Source organism: Pauljensenia sp. UMB9872 (assembly GCF_030212665.1).
GTDB classification, from domain to species: Bacteria; Actinomycetota; Actinomycetes; order Actinomycetales; family Actinomycetaceae; genus Pauljensenia; species Pauljensenia turicensis_B.
The window spans coordinates 12,204-31,239 of record NZ_JASOER010000006.1 but is presented as its reverse complement, the minus strand read 5'-3'; the positions used below and the strand labels follow the sequence as shown (position 1 = coordinate 31,239).

Annotated in this window: 18 protein-coding genes; 17 read left to right on the top strand and 1 reads right to left on the bottom strand. The window is 57.1% G+C overall.

Annotated elements, in window-relative coordinates:
• Window positions 1-30 precede the first annotated feature (30 nt).
• The 17 genes from tsf (at window position 31) to aspA (ending at window position 16,104) form a co-directional block, all read left to right on the top strand.
• Window positions 31-858, top strand: coding sequence for a translation elongation factor Ts (gene tsf, locus QP109_RS03460; RefSeq protein WP_285023311.1), 828 nt, complete (start codon window positions 31-33; stop codon window positions 856-858).
• A gap of 90 nt (window positions 859-948) precedes the next feature.
• The gene (pyrH, locus tag QP109_RS03455; protein WP_101627858.1) at window positions 949-1,665 is read left to right on the top strand and encodes a UMP kinase; all 717 of its coding nucleotides are present in this window, start codon (window positions 949-951) and stop codon (window positions 1,663-1,665) included.
• Between the two features lie 18 nt (window positions 1,666-1,683).
• Window positions 1,684-2,241 carry a ribosome recycling factor gene (gene frr / locus QP109_RS03450; protein ID WP_195224481.1) on the top strand — a complete coding sequence of 186 codons (558 nt, stop codon included), beginning with the start codon at window positions 1,684-1,686 and terminating at the stop codon, window positions 2,239-2,241.
• Window positions 2,238-3,128 carry a phosphatidate cytidylyltransferase gene (locus QP109_RS03445; RefSeq protein WP_285023309.1) on the top strand — a complete coding sequence of 297 codons (891 nt, stop codon included), beginning with the start codon at window positions 2,238-2,240 and terminating at the stop codon, window positions 3,126-3,128. The genes frr and QP109_RS03445 overlap by 4 nt, the downstream gene beginning before the upstream one ends.
• Window positions 3,129-3,136: 8 nt before the next feature.
• On the top strand, window positions 3,137-4,384 hold the full coding sequence (gene rlmN, locus QP109_RS03440; RefSeq protein WP_101627855.1) for a dual-specificity RNA methyltransferase RlmN: 1,248 nt from the start codon (window positions 3,137-3,139) through the stop codon (window positions 4,382-4,384).
• Entirely contained in the window at window positions 4,381-4,932 is a 552-nt protein-coding gene (locus QP109_RS03435) for a DivIVA domain-containing protein (RefSeq protein WP_101627854.1), read from the top strand. The genes rlmN and QP109_RS03435 overlap by 4 nt, the downstream gene beginning before the upstream one ends.
• A gap of 15 nt (window positions 4,933-4,947) precedes the next feature.
• A complete protein-coding gene (gene dxr, locus QP109_RS03430) occupies window positions 4,948-6,162 on the top strand; it encodes a 1-deoxy-D-xylulose-5-phosphate reductoisomerase (RefSeq protein WP_285023306.1) in 1,215 nt (404 codons plus the stop codon).
• Window positions 6,159-7,397 (top strand): M50 family metallopeptidase, encoded by a 1,239-nt coding sequence (locus QP109_RS03425; protein ID WP_285023304.1) that lies wholly within the window; start codon window positions 6,159-6,161, stop codon window positions 7,395-7,397. The genes dxr and QP109_RS03425 overlap by 4 nt, the downstream gene beginning before the upstream one ends.
• A 12-nt stretch (window positions 7,398-7,409) precedes the next feature.
• A complete protein-coding gene (locus tag QP109_RS03420) occupies window positions 7,410-8,459 on the top strand; it encodes a threonine aldolase family protein (RefSeq protein ID WP_285023303.1) in 1,050 nt (349 codons plus the stop codon).
• A 389-nt stretch (window positions 8,460-8,848) separates the two neighbouring features.
• Window positions 8,849-9,985 carry a flavodoxin-dependent (E)-4-hydroxy-3-methylbut-2-enyl-diphosphate synthase gene (gene ispG, locus QP109_RS03415; protein ID WP_285023394.1) on the top strand — a complete coding sequence of 379 codons (1,137 nt, stop codon included), beginning with the start codon at window positions 8,849-8,851 and terminating at the stop codon, window positions 9,983-9,985.
• A gap of 17 nt (window positions 9,986-10,002) precedes the next feature.
• Window positions 10,003-10,497 (top strand): hypothetical protein, encoded by a 495-nt coding sequence (locus QP109_RS03410; protein WP_285023302.1) that lies wholly within the window; start codon window positions 10,003-10,005, stop codon window positions 10,495-10,497.
• A gap of 102 nt (window positions 10,498-10,599) precedes the next feature.
• Window positions 10,600-11,046: a hypothetical protein gene (locus QP109_RS03405; protein ID WP_285023301.1), complete on the top strand. Its 447-nt coding sequence runs from the start codon at window positions 10,600-10,602 to the stop codon at window positions 11,044-11,046.
• 86 nt (window positions 11,047-11,132) lie between these two features.
• Window positions 11,133-12,944, top strand: coding sequence for a proline--tRNA ligase (locus QP109_RS03400; RefSeq protein WP_285023300.1), 1,812 nt, complete (start codon window positions 11,133-11,135; stop codon window positions 12,942-12,944).
• On the top strand, window positions 12,944-13,435 hold the full coding sequence (def, locus tag QP109_RS03395) for a peptide deformylase (protein ID WP_285023392.1): 492 nt from the start codon (window positions 12,944-12,946) through the stop codon (window positions 13,433-13,435). The genes QP109_RS03400 and def overlap by 1 nt, the downstream gene beginning before the upstream one ends.
• 139 nt (window positions 13,436-13,574) lie before the next feature.
• A complete protein-coding gene (locus QP109_RS03390; protein ID WP_101627885.1) occupies window positions 13,575-14,078 on the top strand; it encodes a DUF3145 domain-containing protein in 504 nt (167 codons plus the stop codon).
• 3 nt (window positions 14,079-14,081) lie between these two features.
• Entirely contained in the window at window positions 14,082-14,432 is a 351-nt protein-coding gene (locus QP109_RS03385) for an acyl carrier protein (RefSeq protein WP_285023298.1), read from the top strand.
• Window positions 14,433-14,649: 217 nt separating this feature from the next.
• Window positions 14,650-16,104, top strand: a complete 1,455-nt coding sequence (gene aspA, locus QP109_RS03380) for an aspartate ammonia-lyase (RefSeq protein WP_270772989.1) — start codon at window positions 14,650-14,652, stop codon at window positions 16,102-16,104.
• Between the two features lie 132 nt (window positions 16,105-16,236).
• On the opposite strand, the gene aceE is transcribed toward aspA, so the two are convergent.
• Window positions 16,237-18,975, bottom strand: coding sequence for a pyruvate dehydrogenase (acetyl-transferring), homodimeric type (gene aceE, locus QP109_RS03375; RefSeq protein WP_101627884.1), 2,739 nt, complete (start codon window positions 18,973-18,975; stop codon window positions 16,237-16,239).
• Window positions 18,976-19,036 lie beyond the last annotated feature (61 nt).

Sequence of the window (19,036 nt, the reverse complement as noted above, 5' to 3'; positions counted from 1 at the left end):
TTACCAACTTCAAAGTAGAAAGAGACATCAATGGCGAATTTCACCGCTGCTGACGTCAAGGCTCTGCGTGAGCAGACCGGCGCAGGCATGATGGACGTGAAGAAGGCTCTGACCGAGGCTGATGGCGATGCTGAAAAGGCTCTCGAAATCATCCGCCTGAAGGGTCTGAAGTCGCTCTCCAAGCGCGAAGATCGTCAGGCATCCGCCGGCCTTTTGGTCGCTCAGGTTGCCGATGGCGTTGGCGTCCTCGTCGAGGTCAACTCCGAAACCGACTTCGTTGCAAAGAACCAGAAGTTCATTGACTTCGCAAACGAGGTGCTTGCAGCAGCCGTTGCTTCGGGCGCATCCGATCTTGAGTCTCTCCTCGCATCCCCCATGGGTGACGAGACCGTTCAGGACAAGCTCAACTCCATGGCGGCAGTCATCGGCGAAAAGCTCGAAATCCGTCGTGTTGTGCGCGTCGAGGGCGAGAATGTTGACCTGTATCTGCATCAGACCAGCCCCGACCTGCCCCCGCAGGTTGGTGTCTTCGTCGTCACCGACGCAGCTGGCGCTTCCGTTGCCCACGACATCGCAATGCACATTGCCGCTTACATGCCGGCATACCTTGATCGCGATGCCGTTCCGGTTGACGTCCTGGCGAAGGAGCGCGAGACTCTCACGAAGATCACGCTCGAAGAAGGCAAGCCCGAGCACATCGTCGGCAAGATCGTCGAAGGCCGCATGGAAGCCTACTTCAAGGACAGCTGCCTCGTGGACCAGGCGTTTGCCCGCGATCCCTCTAAGTCGGTCGGCAAGGTTCTTGCCGAGGCCGGCGCAAAGGTGACCGAGTTCGTTCGCGTTCACGTCGGAGCCTGATAACGCATGAATGGCCCCGCCCAAATGGGCGGGGCCATTCGGCTATCCTGTGTACTAATGCTTCTCACCGCGTGAACAGGAGAAACGCGCATGCCTCATACTCGTAGGGTCCTTCTTAAACTGTCTGGTGAAGCTTTCGGCGGTGGCGCCGTTGGCCTTGACCCCACTGTCGTTCGCGATATTGCTCAGCAGATTGCTATTGCTGTCCGCCGAGGCATTGAAGTCGCAGTCGTCGTTGGCGGTGGTAACTTCTTCCGCGGTGCACAGCTAGCTAAAGCAGGCATGGATCGTTCGCGCGCCGACTACATGGGTATGCTCGGTACGGTGATGAACGCCCTTGCGCTTCAAGACTTCATCGAACAAGCCGGTGTTCCTGCGCGTGTTCAATCCGCAATTACGATGACCCAGGTTGGTGAGCCCTACATTCCTTTGCGCGCTATTCGCCATATGGAAAAGGGGCGCGTTGTTATCTTCGGCGCGGGAGCCGGCATGCCGTTCTTCTCGACGGACACGGTTTCAGCTCAGCGTGCTCTTGAAACCCACTGCGACGAGCTTCTTGTTGCTAAGAACGGCGTGGACGGCGTGTACGATGACGATCCGCGTCTGAACCCGGACGCGAAGCGTCTTGAATTCCTGACGTACTCGGACGCCCTTTCTCAGGAACTCAAGGTCATGGATGCAACAGCTTTGGCACTTTGCCGTGATAATGGTTTACAGACACGAGTTTTCGGAATGTCTGAAGCAGGCAATGTGACTGCTGCCCTGATGGGTGAGACAATCGGTACTCTTGTGACTGCGCAAGACTGATCAACATAGGAGTCACGAATGATTGACGACATCCTCCTTGAAACCGAGGAAAAGATGGACCGTGCGGTTGAATCCGCACGCCACGAATTTGGCAATATCCGCACCGGTCGCGCAAACGCTGCGATGTTCGAGCAGATTCTTGTCGACTACTACGGCGCACCCACGCCGATGCAGCAGCTCGCTTCTTTCCAGATTCCTGAAGCTCGTACCGTGTTGATCTCCCCGTTTGATCGCACTGCCACGAATGAGATCTTGAAGGCCCTGCGTGAATCTGATCTGGGTGTGAACCCGACCGATGATGGCAACGTTGTCCGCGTTGTTCTTCCTGCCCTGACTGAAGAACGTCGTAAGGAATACGTGAAGCTGGCAAAGACCAAGGCCGAAGATGCCCGCGTCGCAGTTCGTAACGTTCGTCGTAAGGCAAAGGAACAGCTCGATAAGCTGAAGAAAGACGGCGAAGCCGGCGAAGACGAGGTCGATCGTGCAGAAAAGAGCCTCGAATCGCTGACGAAGAAGCAGGTCGAACAGATCGACAAGCTTCTTGCATCCAAGGAAGCTGAGCTCCTGACGCTGTGAGCGCCTCTGAACATTCTTCCCCTTCGTTGGTTGCGAAGTTTTTCTCTCCGCAACCAACGAAGTTGAAGGAACCACTGGCAGCAACCGGGAAAGCGGGACGTAATCTTCCAGCAGCAGTATCTACTGCCGTTGTCTTGATTCTTTTCGTCGGTATCTGCTTGTTTTATGTACCGCCACTTTTGACACTGTTCATTGTGCTGGCCTCGCTGGCGGGTTTATACGAGTTAGGTGGCGCATTCGCCCACCTAGAAACAAAGCTGACGATGGCTCCGCTGTATGCGGGAGCTATCGGTATGGTCACGTGCGCATGGTCTCTTGGCGCAGAAGCGCTCCTCTTTGCCCTGTACACAACCATTTTCGCTGTTGTTGCGTGGCGAATCTTGGATCCGAACCCCAAGGGGCGGATTAACGACGTTATTGCATCGGTCTTTGCCGCGCTGTATGTTCCTTTCCTTGCCTCGTTCGTTGTGCTGATGATGCGTCAGTTCGCTAACCCGTGGGTGGTTCTCACCTACGTTGGCTTAGTCGTCGCATCCGATACCGGTGGCTGGGTCGCAGGCGTTCTATTCGGCAAACATCCGATGGCGCCTCGACTATCACCCAAGAAGTCCTGGGAAGGCTTCATCGGCTCGACAATTGGTTCTGTCGCACTTGGCGGACTTGCTTTCTGGGCACTTGGCGGACACTGGGCATTCGGCTTCCTTGCCGGCGTTGTTGCGTGTGTTGTCGGCACGCTCGGTGATCTCACTGAATCGTTAATCAAGCGTGAAACCGGTCTGAAGGACATGTCGCAGATTCTGCCGGGGCATGGCGGTGTCCTTGACCGCATTGATGCTCTGCTGATGGTTGCACCGCTTATGTTTATGATCTTCACCTGGACGCTGTAAGGAATCCTATGAGCCTCGAATTCGAAAAACAGCGTCGGCGTGAAGTGCGTCCGACTGACCAGCCACCAGAAGGAGCAACGTCAGCCGATGCGAAGCCGGTGATTTCATTCGCGCCAGCTAAACGTGGCAAGGCACCTGCTCACCTCGCTGACGTGGACGCAAAAGGACGTAAGCAAGTCCTGAAGGATCTGGGTCTTCCCGGTTTCCGTGCTGACCAGCTTTCTCGACACTATTTTGATCACTTCGAAGCCGATCCGGTGAAGATGAGTGATATTCCAGCATCGATGCACGGTGCAATTCGTGAAGGTCTGTTGCCTGAACTGGTTCGCCAAGTCGTCGCGCAACACGCGGATGGTGGAATGACGATTAAGCACCTTTGGGAGCTTTTCGACGGGGCACGCGTTGAATCCGTGCTGATGCGTTACCCGCAGCGCACGACCTTGTGTATTTCTTCGCAGGCAGGATGTGGCATGGCGTGTCCGTTCTGCGCGACCGGCCAGATGGGGCTGACTCGTAACCTGTCGACGGGCGAAATTGTCGATCAGGTGCGCCAAGCGCAGATTGCGTGTCGTGATGGCGAGCTTTCCGGCGGGCCGACGCACCTCTCTAACGTTGTGTTTATGGGTATGGGCGAACCGCTTGCTAACTACCGCACGGTCGTGAATACTCTGCACCGCCTGATTGATCCCAGCCCAGAAGGCTTTGGACTTTCAGCTCGAAACGTCACTGTGTCGACGGTGGGTTTGGTTCCCGCGATCGACAAGCTGGCGAAAGAAGGCATGCCTGTGACGTTGGCAGTTTCGTTGCATGCTCCCGATGATGACCTTCGCGACGAGTTGATTCCGATTAACTCGCGCTGGAAGGTAGGGGAGTTGCTTGATGCTGCTCGCCGATACTTTGTTGCGACGGGTCGTCGCGTGTCGATTGAGTACGCGCTGATCAAGGATATGAACGATCAGGAATATCGTGCCCAATTGCTTGCTGATGAGCTCAATAAGCGCGGTCACGGGTGGGCTCATGTGAACCCAATTCCGTTGAATCCGACTCCCGGCACAATCTGGACTGCGTCTACTCGGCGTGCTCAGGACACATTTGTCGCTACTCTGCGCAACAATGGGATTTCGACGACGATTCGCGATACTCGCGGTTCTGACATTGATGGTGCGTGCGGTCAGCTCGCAACAGCAGTGAAGGAAGCGAATGCGAAGCGTCGGTCTATCAATTCAGATTCCACTTCAATTCAGGAGACTCGATGAGTGACTCTTTCCCACGAGTGAGCTTCTGGCGTCACGGCTACGCGACTGAGCGTGTGGACGCTTTCTTTGCGGACGCACGCCAGGCGTATGAAGGTGGCTTGCCGGCAGAGCAGTTCTCTGCACAGCAGGTTCGCCAGGCGACGTTCCCATTGAAGCGTCGTGGCTACGCGATTGATGCTGTTGATTCCGCGATGAGCCGTCTTGAAGCGGCCTTTGTTCAGCGTGATCGTGCGGATCATATTGCTGTTAACGGCGAGGCTGCATGGTTCGAGAAGGTTGCTGAGCGCGCAACGACGCTGTACGACCGTCTGATGCGTCCTCGGGGCGAGCGTTTCTCGCACCCGGAGTCCGGTCGTGGATATGACGCGGCTCAGGTTGATGATCTGCTGGATCGTTTGGCCGCCTATTTTGACGAGGGTACTGAGATGAGCGTTGATGACGTTCGTCTTGCTGTTTTCCAGCCTGCTCGTGGCAAGAAGGGCTACACGGAAGGAACGGTTGACGCCTATCTTGGGCGCGCCGTAGAGATTCTTCTGGCTGTTTCCTGATCGGGAGGGCGAATCGTGACTTCTTCGCGTCAGCCGATTGTCCTGCTGGGGTCGACCGGTTCAATTGGTACTCAAGCGTTGGATATCGTTCGCGCGAATCCGTTGCGTTTCGATATTCGAGGTCTTGCTGCTGGCGGTGGCAATATTGAGCTTCTTGCGCGCCAGGTGGTTGAGTTCGATGTTCCTGTCGTCAGTGTGGATCGTCTTGTTGGTGGCGAGCTACGCGACGCGATTCATGCCATTGATTCGTCTGCGCACCCCCAGATTATCGAAGGGGCAGACGGGGCAACTCAAGTGGCTTCACTTGTCCCTGACGGAGTTGTCCTGAACGGTATCACCGGGGGAGTGGGTTTGCTTCCCACTCTGGTTGCTTTGAAGTCCGGTGCGACGCTAGCTTTGGCGAATAAGGAATCGTTGGTCGTGGGTGGCCATTTGGTGCGTAGCGCCTGCGTGCGTCCGGGTCAGATTGTGCCTGTAGACTCCGAGCATTCGGCTATCGCTCAGGCGCTCGCCAGTGGAGTTCACGAGGCTGGCCTCACTTCACCGGTGGTCACCGGCCGCACTGAGGTGGCCGATCTTGTTCTGACGGCATCGGGTGGCCCGTTTAGGGGTAAGAAGCGCGCTGAACTTGCTGATATCACTCCGGAAGCTGCTCTTGCTCACCCGACGTGGAACATGGGGCCGGTTGTCACGATCAATTCCTCGACGCTGGTCAACAAGGGGCTGGAGCTGATTGAGGCTCACCTGCTGTTTGATGTGGCTCCCGAGTATATTGTGACGACTGTTCACCCGCAGTCAATCGTGCACTCAATGGTGACGTGGATTGACGGTGCAACAACGCTTCAGGCTTCGCCACCCGACATGCGCCTGCCCATCGCGCTTGGCTTGACGTGGCCTGAGCGCCTGCACGACGTGGAAAAGCCTCTGACGTGGGTTGATGCGCAGAGTTGGACCTTTGAACCGGTCGATAGTGATACTTTCCCTGCCATCAATCTTGCGCGTCATGCGGTGGCCTCGTCACCGACGCACACGGCGGTGTACAACGCTGCGAATGAAGTGTTCGTCGATGCGTTCTTAGCCAAGAAACTACCGTGGCTGGGCATTGTCGATTATTTGACAAATGTTGTTGAGTCTCACGACGGTATTGCAGACCCAACGTTGGATGACATTCTTGGGGTCGAAGAATGGGCGCGCGCGCAGGCGAATGCGCTGGTGAGTAGCTGGTCATGAGCTACCTAGTGGGGATCCTTGCCGTTGTCGGCGGCTTCATCATCACCGTTGGTCTTCACGAGCTTGGCCACCTTGTTCCGGCGAAGAAATTCGGCGCGGTCGTCAGTGAATATGCGATCGGTTTTGGTCCGAAGATTCTGTCGCGTGAAGTCAAAGGCACGTTGGTTGTTTTTCGCGCGATTCCGCTGGGTGGTTACGTGCGTATCCTCGGCATGTTCGCTCCTGGCAGGCCGGGGCGTCGTCCGCTGAATTCGAAAGGGCAGCTGACTCTTGCTGAACAAGCGCGCCACCAGAGTGCCCAAGAAATGCCCGAAGGGTGTGCACACCGTGCATTCTGGCGTCTGACGTGGTGGAAGAAAGCAATTGTCATGGCGGCTGGACCCGCGATGAATTTCTTGCTTGCGTTTCTTTTCCTCGTTATTGCGATGGTCGGCATTGGTTTCCGCACTGCCTCGTTAACGCTTGCGGATGTGTCTCCCACAATTCAGACGAGCGCTGGTAACGTTGCGTCTCCGGCGTACGAGGCCGGCCTGACCGGTGGCGACACTCTCATCGCGCTTAATGGCCGGGACTTGTTTGACTGGTCTGACTTGAGAGACTCCATTGCCTCGTCCAATGGACAGCCTCTTCAGGTGACATTTGAACGCGATGGCGACCTTCATGAGGCCTCGTTATATCCGCGCAAGACGGAGGACGGCACGTACGTGGTGGGCGTGACTGCCGGATATGAATACACGGCGGCCTCGATGTCGGATGTGGCCAAGGAATATCGCTACATGTTCACGGGCACGGTGGGTGCAATGACGAAGATTCCGCAGTCCCTGTGGAACGTTACGATGTCGATGGTGACGGGAAGTGAACGCGATTCGTCAGGTTTGATTTCGATTGTTGGAGTGTCACGAATTGCTGGTGAAGTGACCAGCGATTCTGCGGGCACTGGCGTTGCGGACGTGCGTTCTCAGATTGCGTTCCTTTTGAGTCTCATGGCCTCGCTGAATATGGCGTTGGCGGTTTTCAATCTGATTCCTCTGCCGCCTCTCGATGGTGGGCACATCATCGGTGCGCTCTACGAAGGCGTGCGCGGAGGAGTGGCGCGCGTGGGAGGAAAGCCGAATCCCGGCCCGGTCGATACCGCCCGATTATTACCGCTGACCTGGGTTATGGGAGCATTGTTGGCGGTGATGAGCATTGTGCTCGTTATCGCTGACATCGTTGATCCGCTTTCATTGCGTTGAACTGGAGTTGAAATGGCTAAGGCTGTTTTTACGAACGACTATTCCGCGACTGCTCACCCGCAGATCCTTGCCGATTTGACGGCATTTGGAATGCAGAAGTTCCCCGGTTACGGAATGGATGCGATCTGCGATGAAGCTGAAAAGTTGATCCTCGACCAGTGCGGTATTCCCGGTGGAGCGGTTCGTTTCCTGGCCGGTGGAACCCTGATTAACGATCTTGCGATCGACCTGTTTTTGCGTCCGTGGCAGTCAGTGATTGCCACCACTGACGGTCATATTGCTACCCACGAAGCCGGTGCGATTGAAAACTCTGGGCACCGTGTCCACACGATTCCTTCGCATGATGGCCTGATGGACCCAGGTGAGCTCGAAGCGACTCTTCTTGAATGGCGCGACGGCGGTTTGCGTGAGCACGTGAGCGCGTCGGGCCTGGTTTATATTTCCCAGCCCACGGAGCTTGGAACGTTGTATTCGCGTGAACGACTGACTGCGATTTCTGAGATCTGCCATTCCTTCGGTGTTGGTCTTTACGTTGATGGCGCGCGTTTGGGATATGCGATGGGGTCGCCAGCAAATGACGTGACCTTCGCTGACTTGGCGACGCTGACCGATGTGTTCTCCATTGGTGGCGCCAAGTGCGGAATGATGATGGGTGAAGCCCTCGTCCTGCCCGACGCGTCAAAGGCTGACTACTCACTGCGCGCGATGATGAAGATCCACGGCGGACTGGCGTCGAAGGGCTGGATCTTGGGTTCGCAGTTTCGCACGATGTTCGCCGACGGTCTGTACCTGCGCATTACGCGCGAGGCCACCCAGCGCGCTCAGCGGATTGCACGGGCATTCAAAGACGCCGGTTTTGAGATGCTGGTGGATTCTCCGACGAACCAGCTCTTCCCGATTCTTTCGCTTGAAATGGCTGAGGACGCGCGCGAGCGTTTCGCCATCGAAAAGTGGGCGCCGGTCGCCGACAGGTTGGCGGTTCGTTTCGTCATTTCGTGGTCCACCACAGATGAGGACGAGGCTGCCCTCCTTCAGTGGATTGCGACCTCGTCTGCGTGTTAACCTCGCGCTCTGTTGTTCTGCTTACCAGCGATCGTGCTCGTGGGCGCGGATGCGGGGTCGTAGAGGTCTTCCAGCTTGTCGTTCAGCTCAGCGATGAGAGGGGAGTGAAGTAGCTGGCACGTTTGAACGTGCCTGCGCACCGTTGCGTGCGCCCGGGATCGCCCCAGTCAGTTCTGAGTTACCATGTGCCAACACCGATAACGGATGCCCGGTGTGAAATGAAAGTGCGGGTTTCCATGCTTCTGACGTGAATTTGCGTCCTTTAGTTTTAAATGCAGAAACCCAATTGTGGCAGTGACATATCTTCATTAACCTTTCCCACACCTTTGCACTAAGACGAAATAGTCGAACTGGGAGATAATGAGCGCGTGAGTGAAATATCTTTAGGCATGCCCGCAGTAAAGACGTCTCCGTTCCCGCGTAAGAAGACGCGGTCGATCATGGTTGGAGATGTTTGCGTTGGTGGTGGTGCCCCCGTTTCCGTCCAGTCGATGACCACAACGAAAACCCACGACATCGGCGCAACTTTGCAGCAGATTGCAGAGCTCACCGCAGCAGGGTGCGACATTGTTCGTGTTGCGTGCCCGACGGATAAGGACGCCGAGGCGCTTGCGATCATCGCACAGCAATCGCGTATCCCCGTTATTGCGGATATTCACTTCAACCCGAAGTACGTGTTTGCAGCCATTGACGCGGGCTGTGGAGCTGTCCGCGTGAACCCCGGTAACATCCGCAAGTTCGACAACCAGGTGAAAGAAATCTGTAAGGCGGCATCCGACGCCGGTGTTTCTTTGCGCATTGGCGTGAATGCGGGTTCGCTGGATCCTCGTCTGCTGAAGAAGTACGGCAAGGCGACTCCCGAGGCCCTCGTTGAATCGGCAGTCTGGGAAGCGTCACTGTTCGAAGAAAATGACTTCCACGACTTCAAGATCTCCGTGAAGCACCATGATGTTCTCACCATGGTCGAGGCATACCGCCAGCTGTCGGAAAAGGGCGACTGGCCACTGCACCTCGGTGTGACCGAAGCCGGCCCCGCATTCCAAGGCACCATCAAGTCGGTGTCCGCATTCTCGGTTCTTCTTTCAGAAGGCATCGGTGACACGATCCGCGTGTCCTTGTCTGCGCCTCCGGTCGAGGAGGTCAAGGTTGGCACCAAGCTTCTTGAATACATGGGGCTTCGTGATCGCACTCTTGAAATCGTTTCGTGCCCGTCGTGTGGTCGCGCGCAGGTTGACGTGTGGACCTTGGCAGAAAACGTCACCGAAGGTCTTAAGGATCTGAGTGTTCCGTTGCGTGTTGCCGTCATGGGGTGCGTTGTTAACGGACCTGGTGAAGCTCGCGAAGCCGACCTTGGTGTCGCATCGGGCAACGGCAAGGGCCAGATCTTCATTCGCGGGGAAGTTGTTGACACCGTTCCCGAAGATCAGATCGTTGACACTCTGATTGCTCACGCAAACGCGCTAGCTGAAGAAATGGGTCTGACTGAGGGTGATGGTCAGGTCGAAGTTATTCCCGTCGGTCGCTAAGAAAAGGACTTGAGAGAATGAAGAAATCACGTGTCTTCGGTCTGGGACTGCTCGCAACTGGCGCCTCACTGTACGCCACCGGTTTCCCGAAGCGTCTGGGTCTGACCGCTTCAGAAGCCTTGATTTCACTTCCCGGTGATCTTCTTGTGCCCCGCGCTGACGTTCAGGTTGATCGAGCAGTTCGAATTAACGCTCCGGCTTCTACTGTCTGGACGATCATCGAGACTGCTCTTGAAGACGAGTCCTTGGTAAAGGCCAAAGAGGAAGAATCGTGCATCATCCTGAATGCTCCCAAGCCTGGAACCGAGGGTGAAGAAATCAATCAGATGGGAACGTGCGTTCTTGCCCTGCTCGACTTGGGTAATGGTCGCACAATGCTCCATATGCGCGAACGTCACACCAGCGACGGAACCAACACTGACAAGGCAAAGCTCTACGGATTACTTTCCCTTGAAACCTACGGGGCGATGATGATGCTTCGCGACATCCGCAAGGCAGCTGAGTCCATCTAACGTTCTGAATCAGACACGTGGCGTCTCCGACGGTTACACTAAAGAAACCGTCGTGGCTCGCCAAAGTCGTTTGTGCTAGACGTTTGGTCCAAAGGAGGACATATGGCACCGTGGGGTGGCGTAGCGATGCTCGTAGTAACTGGCCTTGCCATCATTGTTGGCTGGGGCTGGGTATGGGCTGGTCTCACTCGTCGTACACGCGTCGTTGCCATGGAACGATTGTTCCCGTATAGCCCCACTCCAGTTATTCCTCAGATCCAAGCAATCATTTGGCCGGTTGTGCCTGTTGTTGGGTGCCTGTGGATCGCAGTCGGTGCCTACAGTGCTCAGACCATCATCGGCCACGAGACACTGTTCGAACGCACGATCATCATCTTCCTTTTTGCATTGGTTGCCTTGATCGCTGCCTGGATTATGTTCGGACAGAGCCTGCCAACATGGATGTACCCCGGCTGGCGAGCAGAGCGCTATTACCGAACACACCCTAAAGTCGCCGAAAAGGAACTCAATGCTCGTGTGGCTAGGCGCTTCGTGGGCGTTAGAGCCTGAACGCCAAAGTGTGAGAAAAGAGGAGCTCGGCCTCGTCGATGACCTCAAGGTGCACACCACTGACGTGGTGCACTAATCTTGAAGGCGTGCTGAGAACTCTATCGTCATACTTTGTGCGCACTTTGCGCGAAGACCCAGCTGACGCTGAGGTCGATTCCCACAAGCTCCTGGTTCGCGCCGGCTATATCCGACGCACTGCCCCCGGTATCTACACGTGGTTGCCTCTTGGCCTGCGCGTCCTGCGCAAGGTCGAAGACATCGTCCGTGAAGAAATGGACCGCATGGGCGCTCAGGAAGTTCACTTCCCGGGTCTGATCCCGGCAGAGCCCTACAAGGCAACGAACCGTTGGGAAGAATACGGTCCGACCCTGTTCAAGTTGAACGACCGCAAGGCGGGGGATTACCTGCTGGCTCCCACCCACGAGGAAATGTTCACCCTACTGGTGAAAGACATGTATTCCTCGTACAAGGATCTGCCTACCACCCTGTACCAGATTCAGACGAAGTATCGCGACGAAGCTCGTCCGCGTGCAGGCCTGATTCGAGGTCGCGAATTCGTCATGAAGGACGCCTACTCCTTCGACCTTACCGACGAGGGCCTGGACACTTCCTACAATGCGCAGCGCGAGACCTACCAGCGGATCTTCAACCGCCTTGGTCTTGAATTCGTCATCGTATCCGCAATGTCGGGCGCCATGGGTGGCTCTCGCTCGGAAGAATTCCTGCACCCCAGCCCGATCGGCGAAGACACCTTCGTTCGTTCACCCGGTGGCTATGCGGCAAACGCTGAGGCAGTGACGACGCCGGCACCGGCTCCGGTCGATGCGTCCAACGTGGGTCCGGCTCGCGTTGTTCCGACCCCGGATTGCCCGACCATTGAGTCCCTCGTTGATCTGCTGAACGCTCAATACCCGCGTGAAGACGGTCGTGCATGGACCTCAGCTGACACGTTGAAGAACGTTGTTGTCGTTCTGACCCAGCCTGACGGCTCGCGTGAACTGCTCGTCGTTGGCCTGCCCGGCGACCGCGAGGTCGACATGAAGCGCCTCGAAGCAGGCGTCGCACCCGCCGAAGTTGAAATGGCAACCGACAAGGACTTCGAGGATCACCCCGAACTGGTCCGTGGCTACATTGGCCCGCAGGTAATCGGACCGAACTCGCCGGCACGTACAACTGACGAAGATGGGAACCCGACCGGTTCCGTCCGCTACCTTGTAGATCCTCGCGTCGTTGAGGGCACCACCTGGGTGACCGGCGCAAACCAGGATCGTCACCACGTGATCGACCTGGTTATGGGACGCGACTTCGCAGTCGACGGCACCATCGAGGCCGCCGAGGTCCGCGAAGGCGACCAGGCGCCCGACGGTTCCGGTCCGCTTCACCTCGAACGAGGCATCGAAATTGGCCACATTTTCCAGCTTGGTCGCAAGTATGCGAAGGCTCTGGGTCTGATGGTTCTCGATGAGAACGGCAAGTCCCAGGTTGTCACCATGGGCTCGTACGGCATCGGCGTTTCCCGCGTGCTCGCAGCGCTCGCTGAGTCGAACCACGACGATAAGGGTCTGGCGTGGCCCGCTCAGATTGCACCGTTCGACGTGCACGTTCTGGCAACCGGTAAGGGCGATGAACTCTTCGACACGGCCAAGGGCCTCGCTGAAGAACTCGAAGCCACCGGCATGGACGTCCTCTACGATGATCGTCGCAAGGTCTCGGCTGGCGTCAAGTTCGCTGACGCCGAGCTCATCGGTATTCCGCTGGCTCTGGTTATTGGCCGTGGCCTGAAGGACGGTCTGGTCGAGGTTCGTCAGCGCGCCACCGGTGAAAAGACTGAAATGCCACTCGCGCAGGCCGTTGAAGCTCTGAAGGCTGCTCACACTGAGATTCTTGGAGGCAAATGATGGCAATCCGCGATATTCGCATCATCGGCGATCCGATTCTGCGCACCCAGTGCGAACCGATCACGGATATTGATGCTTCGGTGAAACTGCTGGTCGAGGATTTGCTTGAAGGCGTTGACATGGAAGGTCGCGCAGGTCTTGCCGCCAACCAGATCGGTATCGGTCTTCGTGCGTTCTCGTGGAACATTGACGGCGAAATCGGCTACGTCCTCAACCCGAAGATTGTGGAAATGTCAGCCGACGAATTCCAAGACGGTGATGAAGGATGCCTGTCAGTTCCTGATCTCTGGTATCCGACTGAACGCGCGTGGTATGCGCGCGTCGAAGGCATCAACCTGGACGGTAAGACGATCGTTGTCGAAGGTGAAGAGCTGATGGCTCGTTGCCTGCAGCACGAGTGCGATCACTTGGATGGCATGATCTACATTGATCGCCTGGATCGTAAGACTCGTAAGAAGGCTTTGAGGGACATTCGTAACTCACACTTCTGATCCAGTCGTTGCAACGCCGTCGCACCCTCTTGCTATACGGTGCGACGGCGTTTACAGTTGAATTACACCGTTGTGAGATGTGGCAGTGGGTAGTTGAGGGCGTAGGGGAAGACGATCCTCAAAGACTATGGAGGTCACATTGAGAGGGACATACACCCGCGGTGTACTTTTCGTGCATTCAACACCGCCCGCACTGTGCCCACATATCGAATGGGCAGTCGGTACGGCTCTCGGTCAAGATGTGCGTCTTCAGTGGACCGCGCAAGACGCTGCTCCCGGCATGGTGCGTTGCGAGTTTTCGTGGGTTGGACCGGTCGACTCTGGTGCGCGCCTCGCCTCAGCTCTGCGTGGCTGGGAACACCTGCGCTACGAGGTCACCGAAGAAGCCACAGCTTCCACGGATGGTGGTCGCTGGGCTCATACTCCATCACTTGGCATCTTCCACTCGCAGATGGACACTGTCGGAAACGTCGTCGTTCCTGAAGACCGTATTCGTGCCGCCATTGAGAGCGCCACGAATTACGAGGAATTGCGCGAACGCCTTGATCTTGCCCTCGGACAAGCGTGGGACGATGAGCTGGAATCCTTCCGCCACGCCGGTGCCGGCGCACCGGTTCGCTATCTGAATTCCAAGGTCGGCTAACCGGTGGGTTCGATCGCTGATCTGCTTGGGTACACGCTCAACGCTGAAGGGGAGAAGTCCGATATCTCCCCTGAAACGGGAGGAGCGATCAATGAAGCGGGGGAGGCCTCGTCCCCTAAAACTGAGCACGCGCGCGAGGTGGCGATGGACGCCATCTTGGAATTTGTCGACCTTACCCCCGAAGATGCGCGCGGTGACCTGACGCTGAAAAATGATCTGGATATCGATACGTTGGTCAGATACGCGATCGTTGCACGCATTGAACACGAGCTGAAGCTATCGATTCGAGATACCGAGGTTGATGCGTGGGAGACATTGGAGGATGTGCTGTCCGATGTTGCGGGGCGTGTGTAGGTGAAACCGCGTTCTCGAACCGTCTTTTCATCTTCTTTCACTTCGGTCAAGAAAAGGTGATGAGACGGTTTTTCTTTTGTGTAGTTTCGGCAAGTCGTGGACTTTCGTCCTAGATTTACGTCACTATAGATAGCACAACACAGTAGTGAAGCTGACCATGCTCACAAGCATCGCTCAGCACACGTAGCCACAGACGAAGGAGTCGCAGGTGAGGGCAATGAAGCGTATCGAGGAAGACCTCTTGGGCGCACGAGAAGTTCCGCTTGAGGTCTACTGGGGTATTCACACGCTCCGCGCAATCGAGAACTATCAGATCTCCGGTACGACAATCGCTGAGGAACCTGAATTTGTCCGTGGCATGGTTGCCGTCAAAAAAGCGTCAGCAATGGCGAACCGGAAGCTGGGGACACTGAGCGACACAATCGCCGATGCGATTATTTGGGCGTGCGACGAAATCCTGGAAGATGGGCGCTGTCTGGATCAGTTCCCGATTGACGTGTTCCAAGGTGGCGCGGGTACCAGCGTCAATATGAATACAAACGAAGTTGTCGCTAACCTTGCCCTCGAACACCTAGGGTACGCGAAGGGACGCTACGCACACGTCAACCCGAACGACCACGTCAACAAGTCTCAGTCGACAAATGACGCCTATCCCACCGGCTTCCGCTTGGGCTTGTACAAGAAGGTCGACGATCTGGTGGATGAACTCGAACGTTTGATCGAATCTTTCGCATCGAAGGGCTTGCAGTTCCACGACGTCATCAAGATGGGGCGCACTCAGCTACAGGATGCCGTCCCGATGAGCTTGGGCAAAGAGTTTGAAGCATTCAGTGTGCTCTTGGATGAAGAGATCCCGCGTCTACGTAACAATTCGGCGCTACTGCTGGAAGTAAACCTTGGCGCAACCGCTATTGGCACTGGCCTGAACACTCCTGACGGATATCAGGACACCGTCGTTCACTGCCTGCGTGAGGTCACGGGGCTGCCGATCAGGGGAGCGGACAACCTGCTGGAAGCAACCTCCGATACTGGCGCCTACGTGTCGATGCACGCCTCCATTAAACGTCTTGCGGTTAAACTATCGAAGATCTGCAATGACCTGCGACTTCTGTCGTCTGGACCTCGTGCGGGCTTGGGTGAAATTCGCCTGCCTGAACGCGCTGCCGGATCGTCGATTATGCCGGCGAAGGTGAATCCGGTGATCCCGGAGGTCGTGAACCAGGTGTGCTTCAAGGTGATGGGCAACGATGTGGCGCTGACCTTCGCGGCTGAAGCTGGCCAGTTGCAACTGAACGTCATGGAGCCGGTAATCGGCCAGACTCTGTTCGAGTCCATCAACCTGCTGGCGAACGCGATACGGACCCTGCGTGAGCTCTGCGTCATCGGCATCGAGGCAAACGAGGATGTCTGTCGTAACAATGTCCTGAACTCGATTGGTATTGTCACCTACCTGAACGAGGTGATCGGGCACGCGAACGGTGACGCGGTTGGTCGCGAGTGTGCGCGTAGTGGCCGCAACGTTCGCGAGGTTGTTCTTGAAATGGGACTTCTGGACGAGGCTGCGCTGGATGAACTGCTCAGCGTTGAAAACCTGTTGCGTCCGAAGTACCGCGACATGAGCTACTACTCGGGTGGTGATCCGTCGGTCGTGGAATTGGAGGACGAAGAGTAATCGTTCATATGGCGTCGCACGCTCGGCGCATAAAAACTGCTGGGACACTCGGGTGAGCATCCCAGCAGTTTTCGTTTGTCTTAGTGACGAGGCCTGACGTGGCGACTGAGCGCCACGTCAGGGCAGTTCGTCTCAGTGTGCCTGGTCTGCAACAGAATCGATTCCGCAGTTGAACAGGTCGTAGCGCGCAATTGCCTGAGCAACGACGCTACGATCGATCTTGCCCTGATCGGCGAGAGTCTGCAGGGTGCGAACGACCAGCGACTCAGCGTCGATGTGGAAGAAACGACGTGCTGCACGGCGGGTGTCGGAAATACCGAAGCCGTCGGCACCGAGCACACGGTATTCGCCGGGCACCCACTGGCGGATCAAATCCTGGGTCAGCGTGTCGAAGTCGGAGGTTGCGATGAACGGGCCTTCGCAACCGGCCAGTTTCTGCGTGAGGTACGCGGTGCGCGGTGCTTCCTCCGGGTGGAGGAAGTTGTGCTCGTCGGCATCCAGGCCGTCGCGGCGCAGTTCGTTCCACGAGGTCACTGACCACACGGCTGCGTCAACGCCCCAGTCTTCAGCAAGCATGCGCTTGGCGTCACGTGCCCACGGCACACCCACGCCGGAAGCGAGTAGCTGGACCTTGTGGCCCTGGCCTGAGTGATCCTCGACCTTGTAGATACCCTTCTTGATACCTTCAACGTCAACGTTCTGAGGCTCTGCAGGCTGGTGAATCGGCTCGTTGTAGACGGTGATGTAGTACATGACGTTCGGGTCACGACCGTCGTTCTCACCGTACATGCGTGCCAGGCCGTCCTCCATGATGTAACGGAGTTCGTATGCGTATGCCGGGTCGTAGGAGACGAACGCGCGGTTGGTGGAAGCCAGAACCTGGGAGTTGCCATCCATGTGCTGCAGGCCTTCGCCGGCGAGCGTGGTACGACCAGCGGTTGCACCGATGACGAAGCCCTTCGCCATTTGGTCGCCGGCAGCCCAGAACTGGTCGCCGGTGCGCTGGAAACCGAACATCGAGTAGAAGATGTAAACGGGAACCATCGGCAGGTTGTGGGTCGCGTATGCGGTGCCAACAGCCTGGAAGGCCGCGGCGGAGCCAGCCTCGGTGATGCCCGTGTGGAGAACCTGACCCTGCTCGGATTCCTTGTAGGAGAGCATCATGTCAGCGTCAACGGCCGTGTAGTTCTGGCCGTGCGTGTTGAAGATCTTTGCGGACGGGAAGATGGCGTCGAGGCCGAAGGTACGGGCTTCGTCAGGAATAATCGGGACGAAGTAACGGCCAACCTGCTTGTCCTTGAAGAGGTCCTTCAAGAGGCGAACGAGTGCCATGGTTGTTGCGACCTCGAGTGGGCCGGAGCCCTTCGACAGGCCTTCGAACGGCTTGGTCGGCAACGGTGGTAGTTTCGGCTGACGGTCGTCGCGACGTTCGGGAACCCAACCGCCAAGCTTCTCGCGACGCTCCTTCATGTACAGGAGTGCCGGATCGTCCTCAGACGGCTTGTAGTACGGAGGCATGTAGGGATCGCGTTCGAGCTCTGCGTCCGTGATCGGAATCTGTAGACGATCTCGTAGCTGCTTCGCATCTTCTAGCGTCAGCTTCTTCATCTGGTGGGTCGAGTTACGACCTGCGAAGTGAGAACCAAGAGCATAGCCTTTAATGGTGTGCGCCAGAATGACGGTCGGCTGGCCGGTGTGCTCCATCGCTGCCTTGTAAGCGGCGTAGACCTTGCGGTAGTCGTGGCCACCGCGCTGCAGTGCCCAAATCTGGTCGTCGGTCCAGTTCTGAACCATGGCCTTGGTGCGCGGGTCGCGACCGAAGAAGTGCTCGCGAACGTATGCGCCGTCGTTGGCCTTGAATGTCTGGTAGTCGCCGTCGAGCGTGTCGTTCATGACGTGGACAAGAGCGTCGTCCTTGTCGGAGGCGAGCAACTGATCCCAGCCACGGCCCCAGATGACCTTGATGACGTTCCAGCCGGCGCCTTTGAAGAAGGCTTCCAGTTCCTGGATGATCTTGCCGTTACCACGGACCGGACCGTCGAGGCGCTGCAGGTTGCAGTTGACGACGAAGGTCAGGTTGTCGAGGCCCTGCTGGGCAGCAAGCTGGAGCATGCCACGCGATTCGGGTTCGTCCATTTCACCGTCCCCGATGAATGCCCAGGTGTGCTGTTGCGACGTGTCCTTGATGCCACGCAGGTGCAGGTAGCGGTCGAACCATGCCTGGTAGATGGCTTCTGCTGGGCCGAGGCCCAGCGAAACGGTCGGGAACTCCCAGAAGTCGGGGAGCTGGCGCGGGTGCGGGTATGAGGGCAGACCATGTTCGGTCGATGCCTGCTGACGGAAGCCGTCCATTTCCTCTTCGGAAAGGCGACCTTCGACGAACGCACGTGCGTAGGGGCCAGGGGAGGCATGGCCCTGGAAGAAGACATGGTCGCCACCGCCCGGGTGATCCTTACCGCGGAAGAAGTGGTTTAAACCAACTTCGTACAGGGTGGCAACGGATGCGTAGGACGAGATGTGTCCGCCGACCTTGACGCCGGGGCGCTGTGCGCGCGTCACCTGGACGGCTGCGTTCCAGCGGATCCAACGGCGGTACTGGCGCTCCATGGCCTCGTCACCGGGGAAGTAGGGCTCTTCGTGCACCGGGATGGTGTTGACGTAAGGAGTCGTGTATTCCTGCGGAACATGGACGCCCTGGTGGCGTGCCTGATCCAGCATGTGAAGCAGGATGTAGCGGGCGCGCGGACCACCCTTTTCGTCGATCAATCCGGACAGCGACTCAATCCATTCGGCGGTCTCTGCCGGATCGTTGTCCGGAACCTGGCTAATCAGGCCGTTAACAACGGGATGGTTTTCGCTCAAGTGACTCACGAATCCCCTCTGGTATTGCTTAGCTTTTACGGTGGTGCACGGCTTCGTGCGCTCGTTCCTA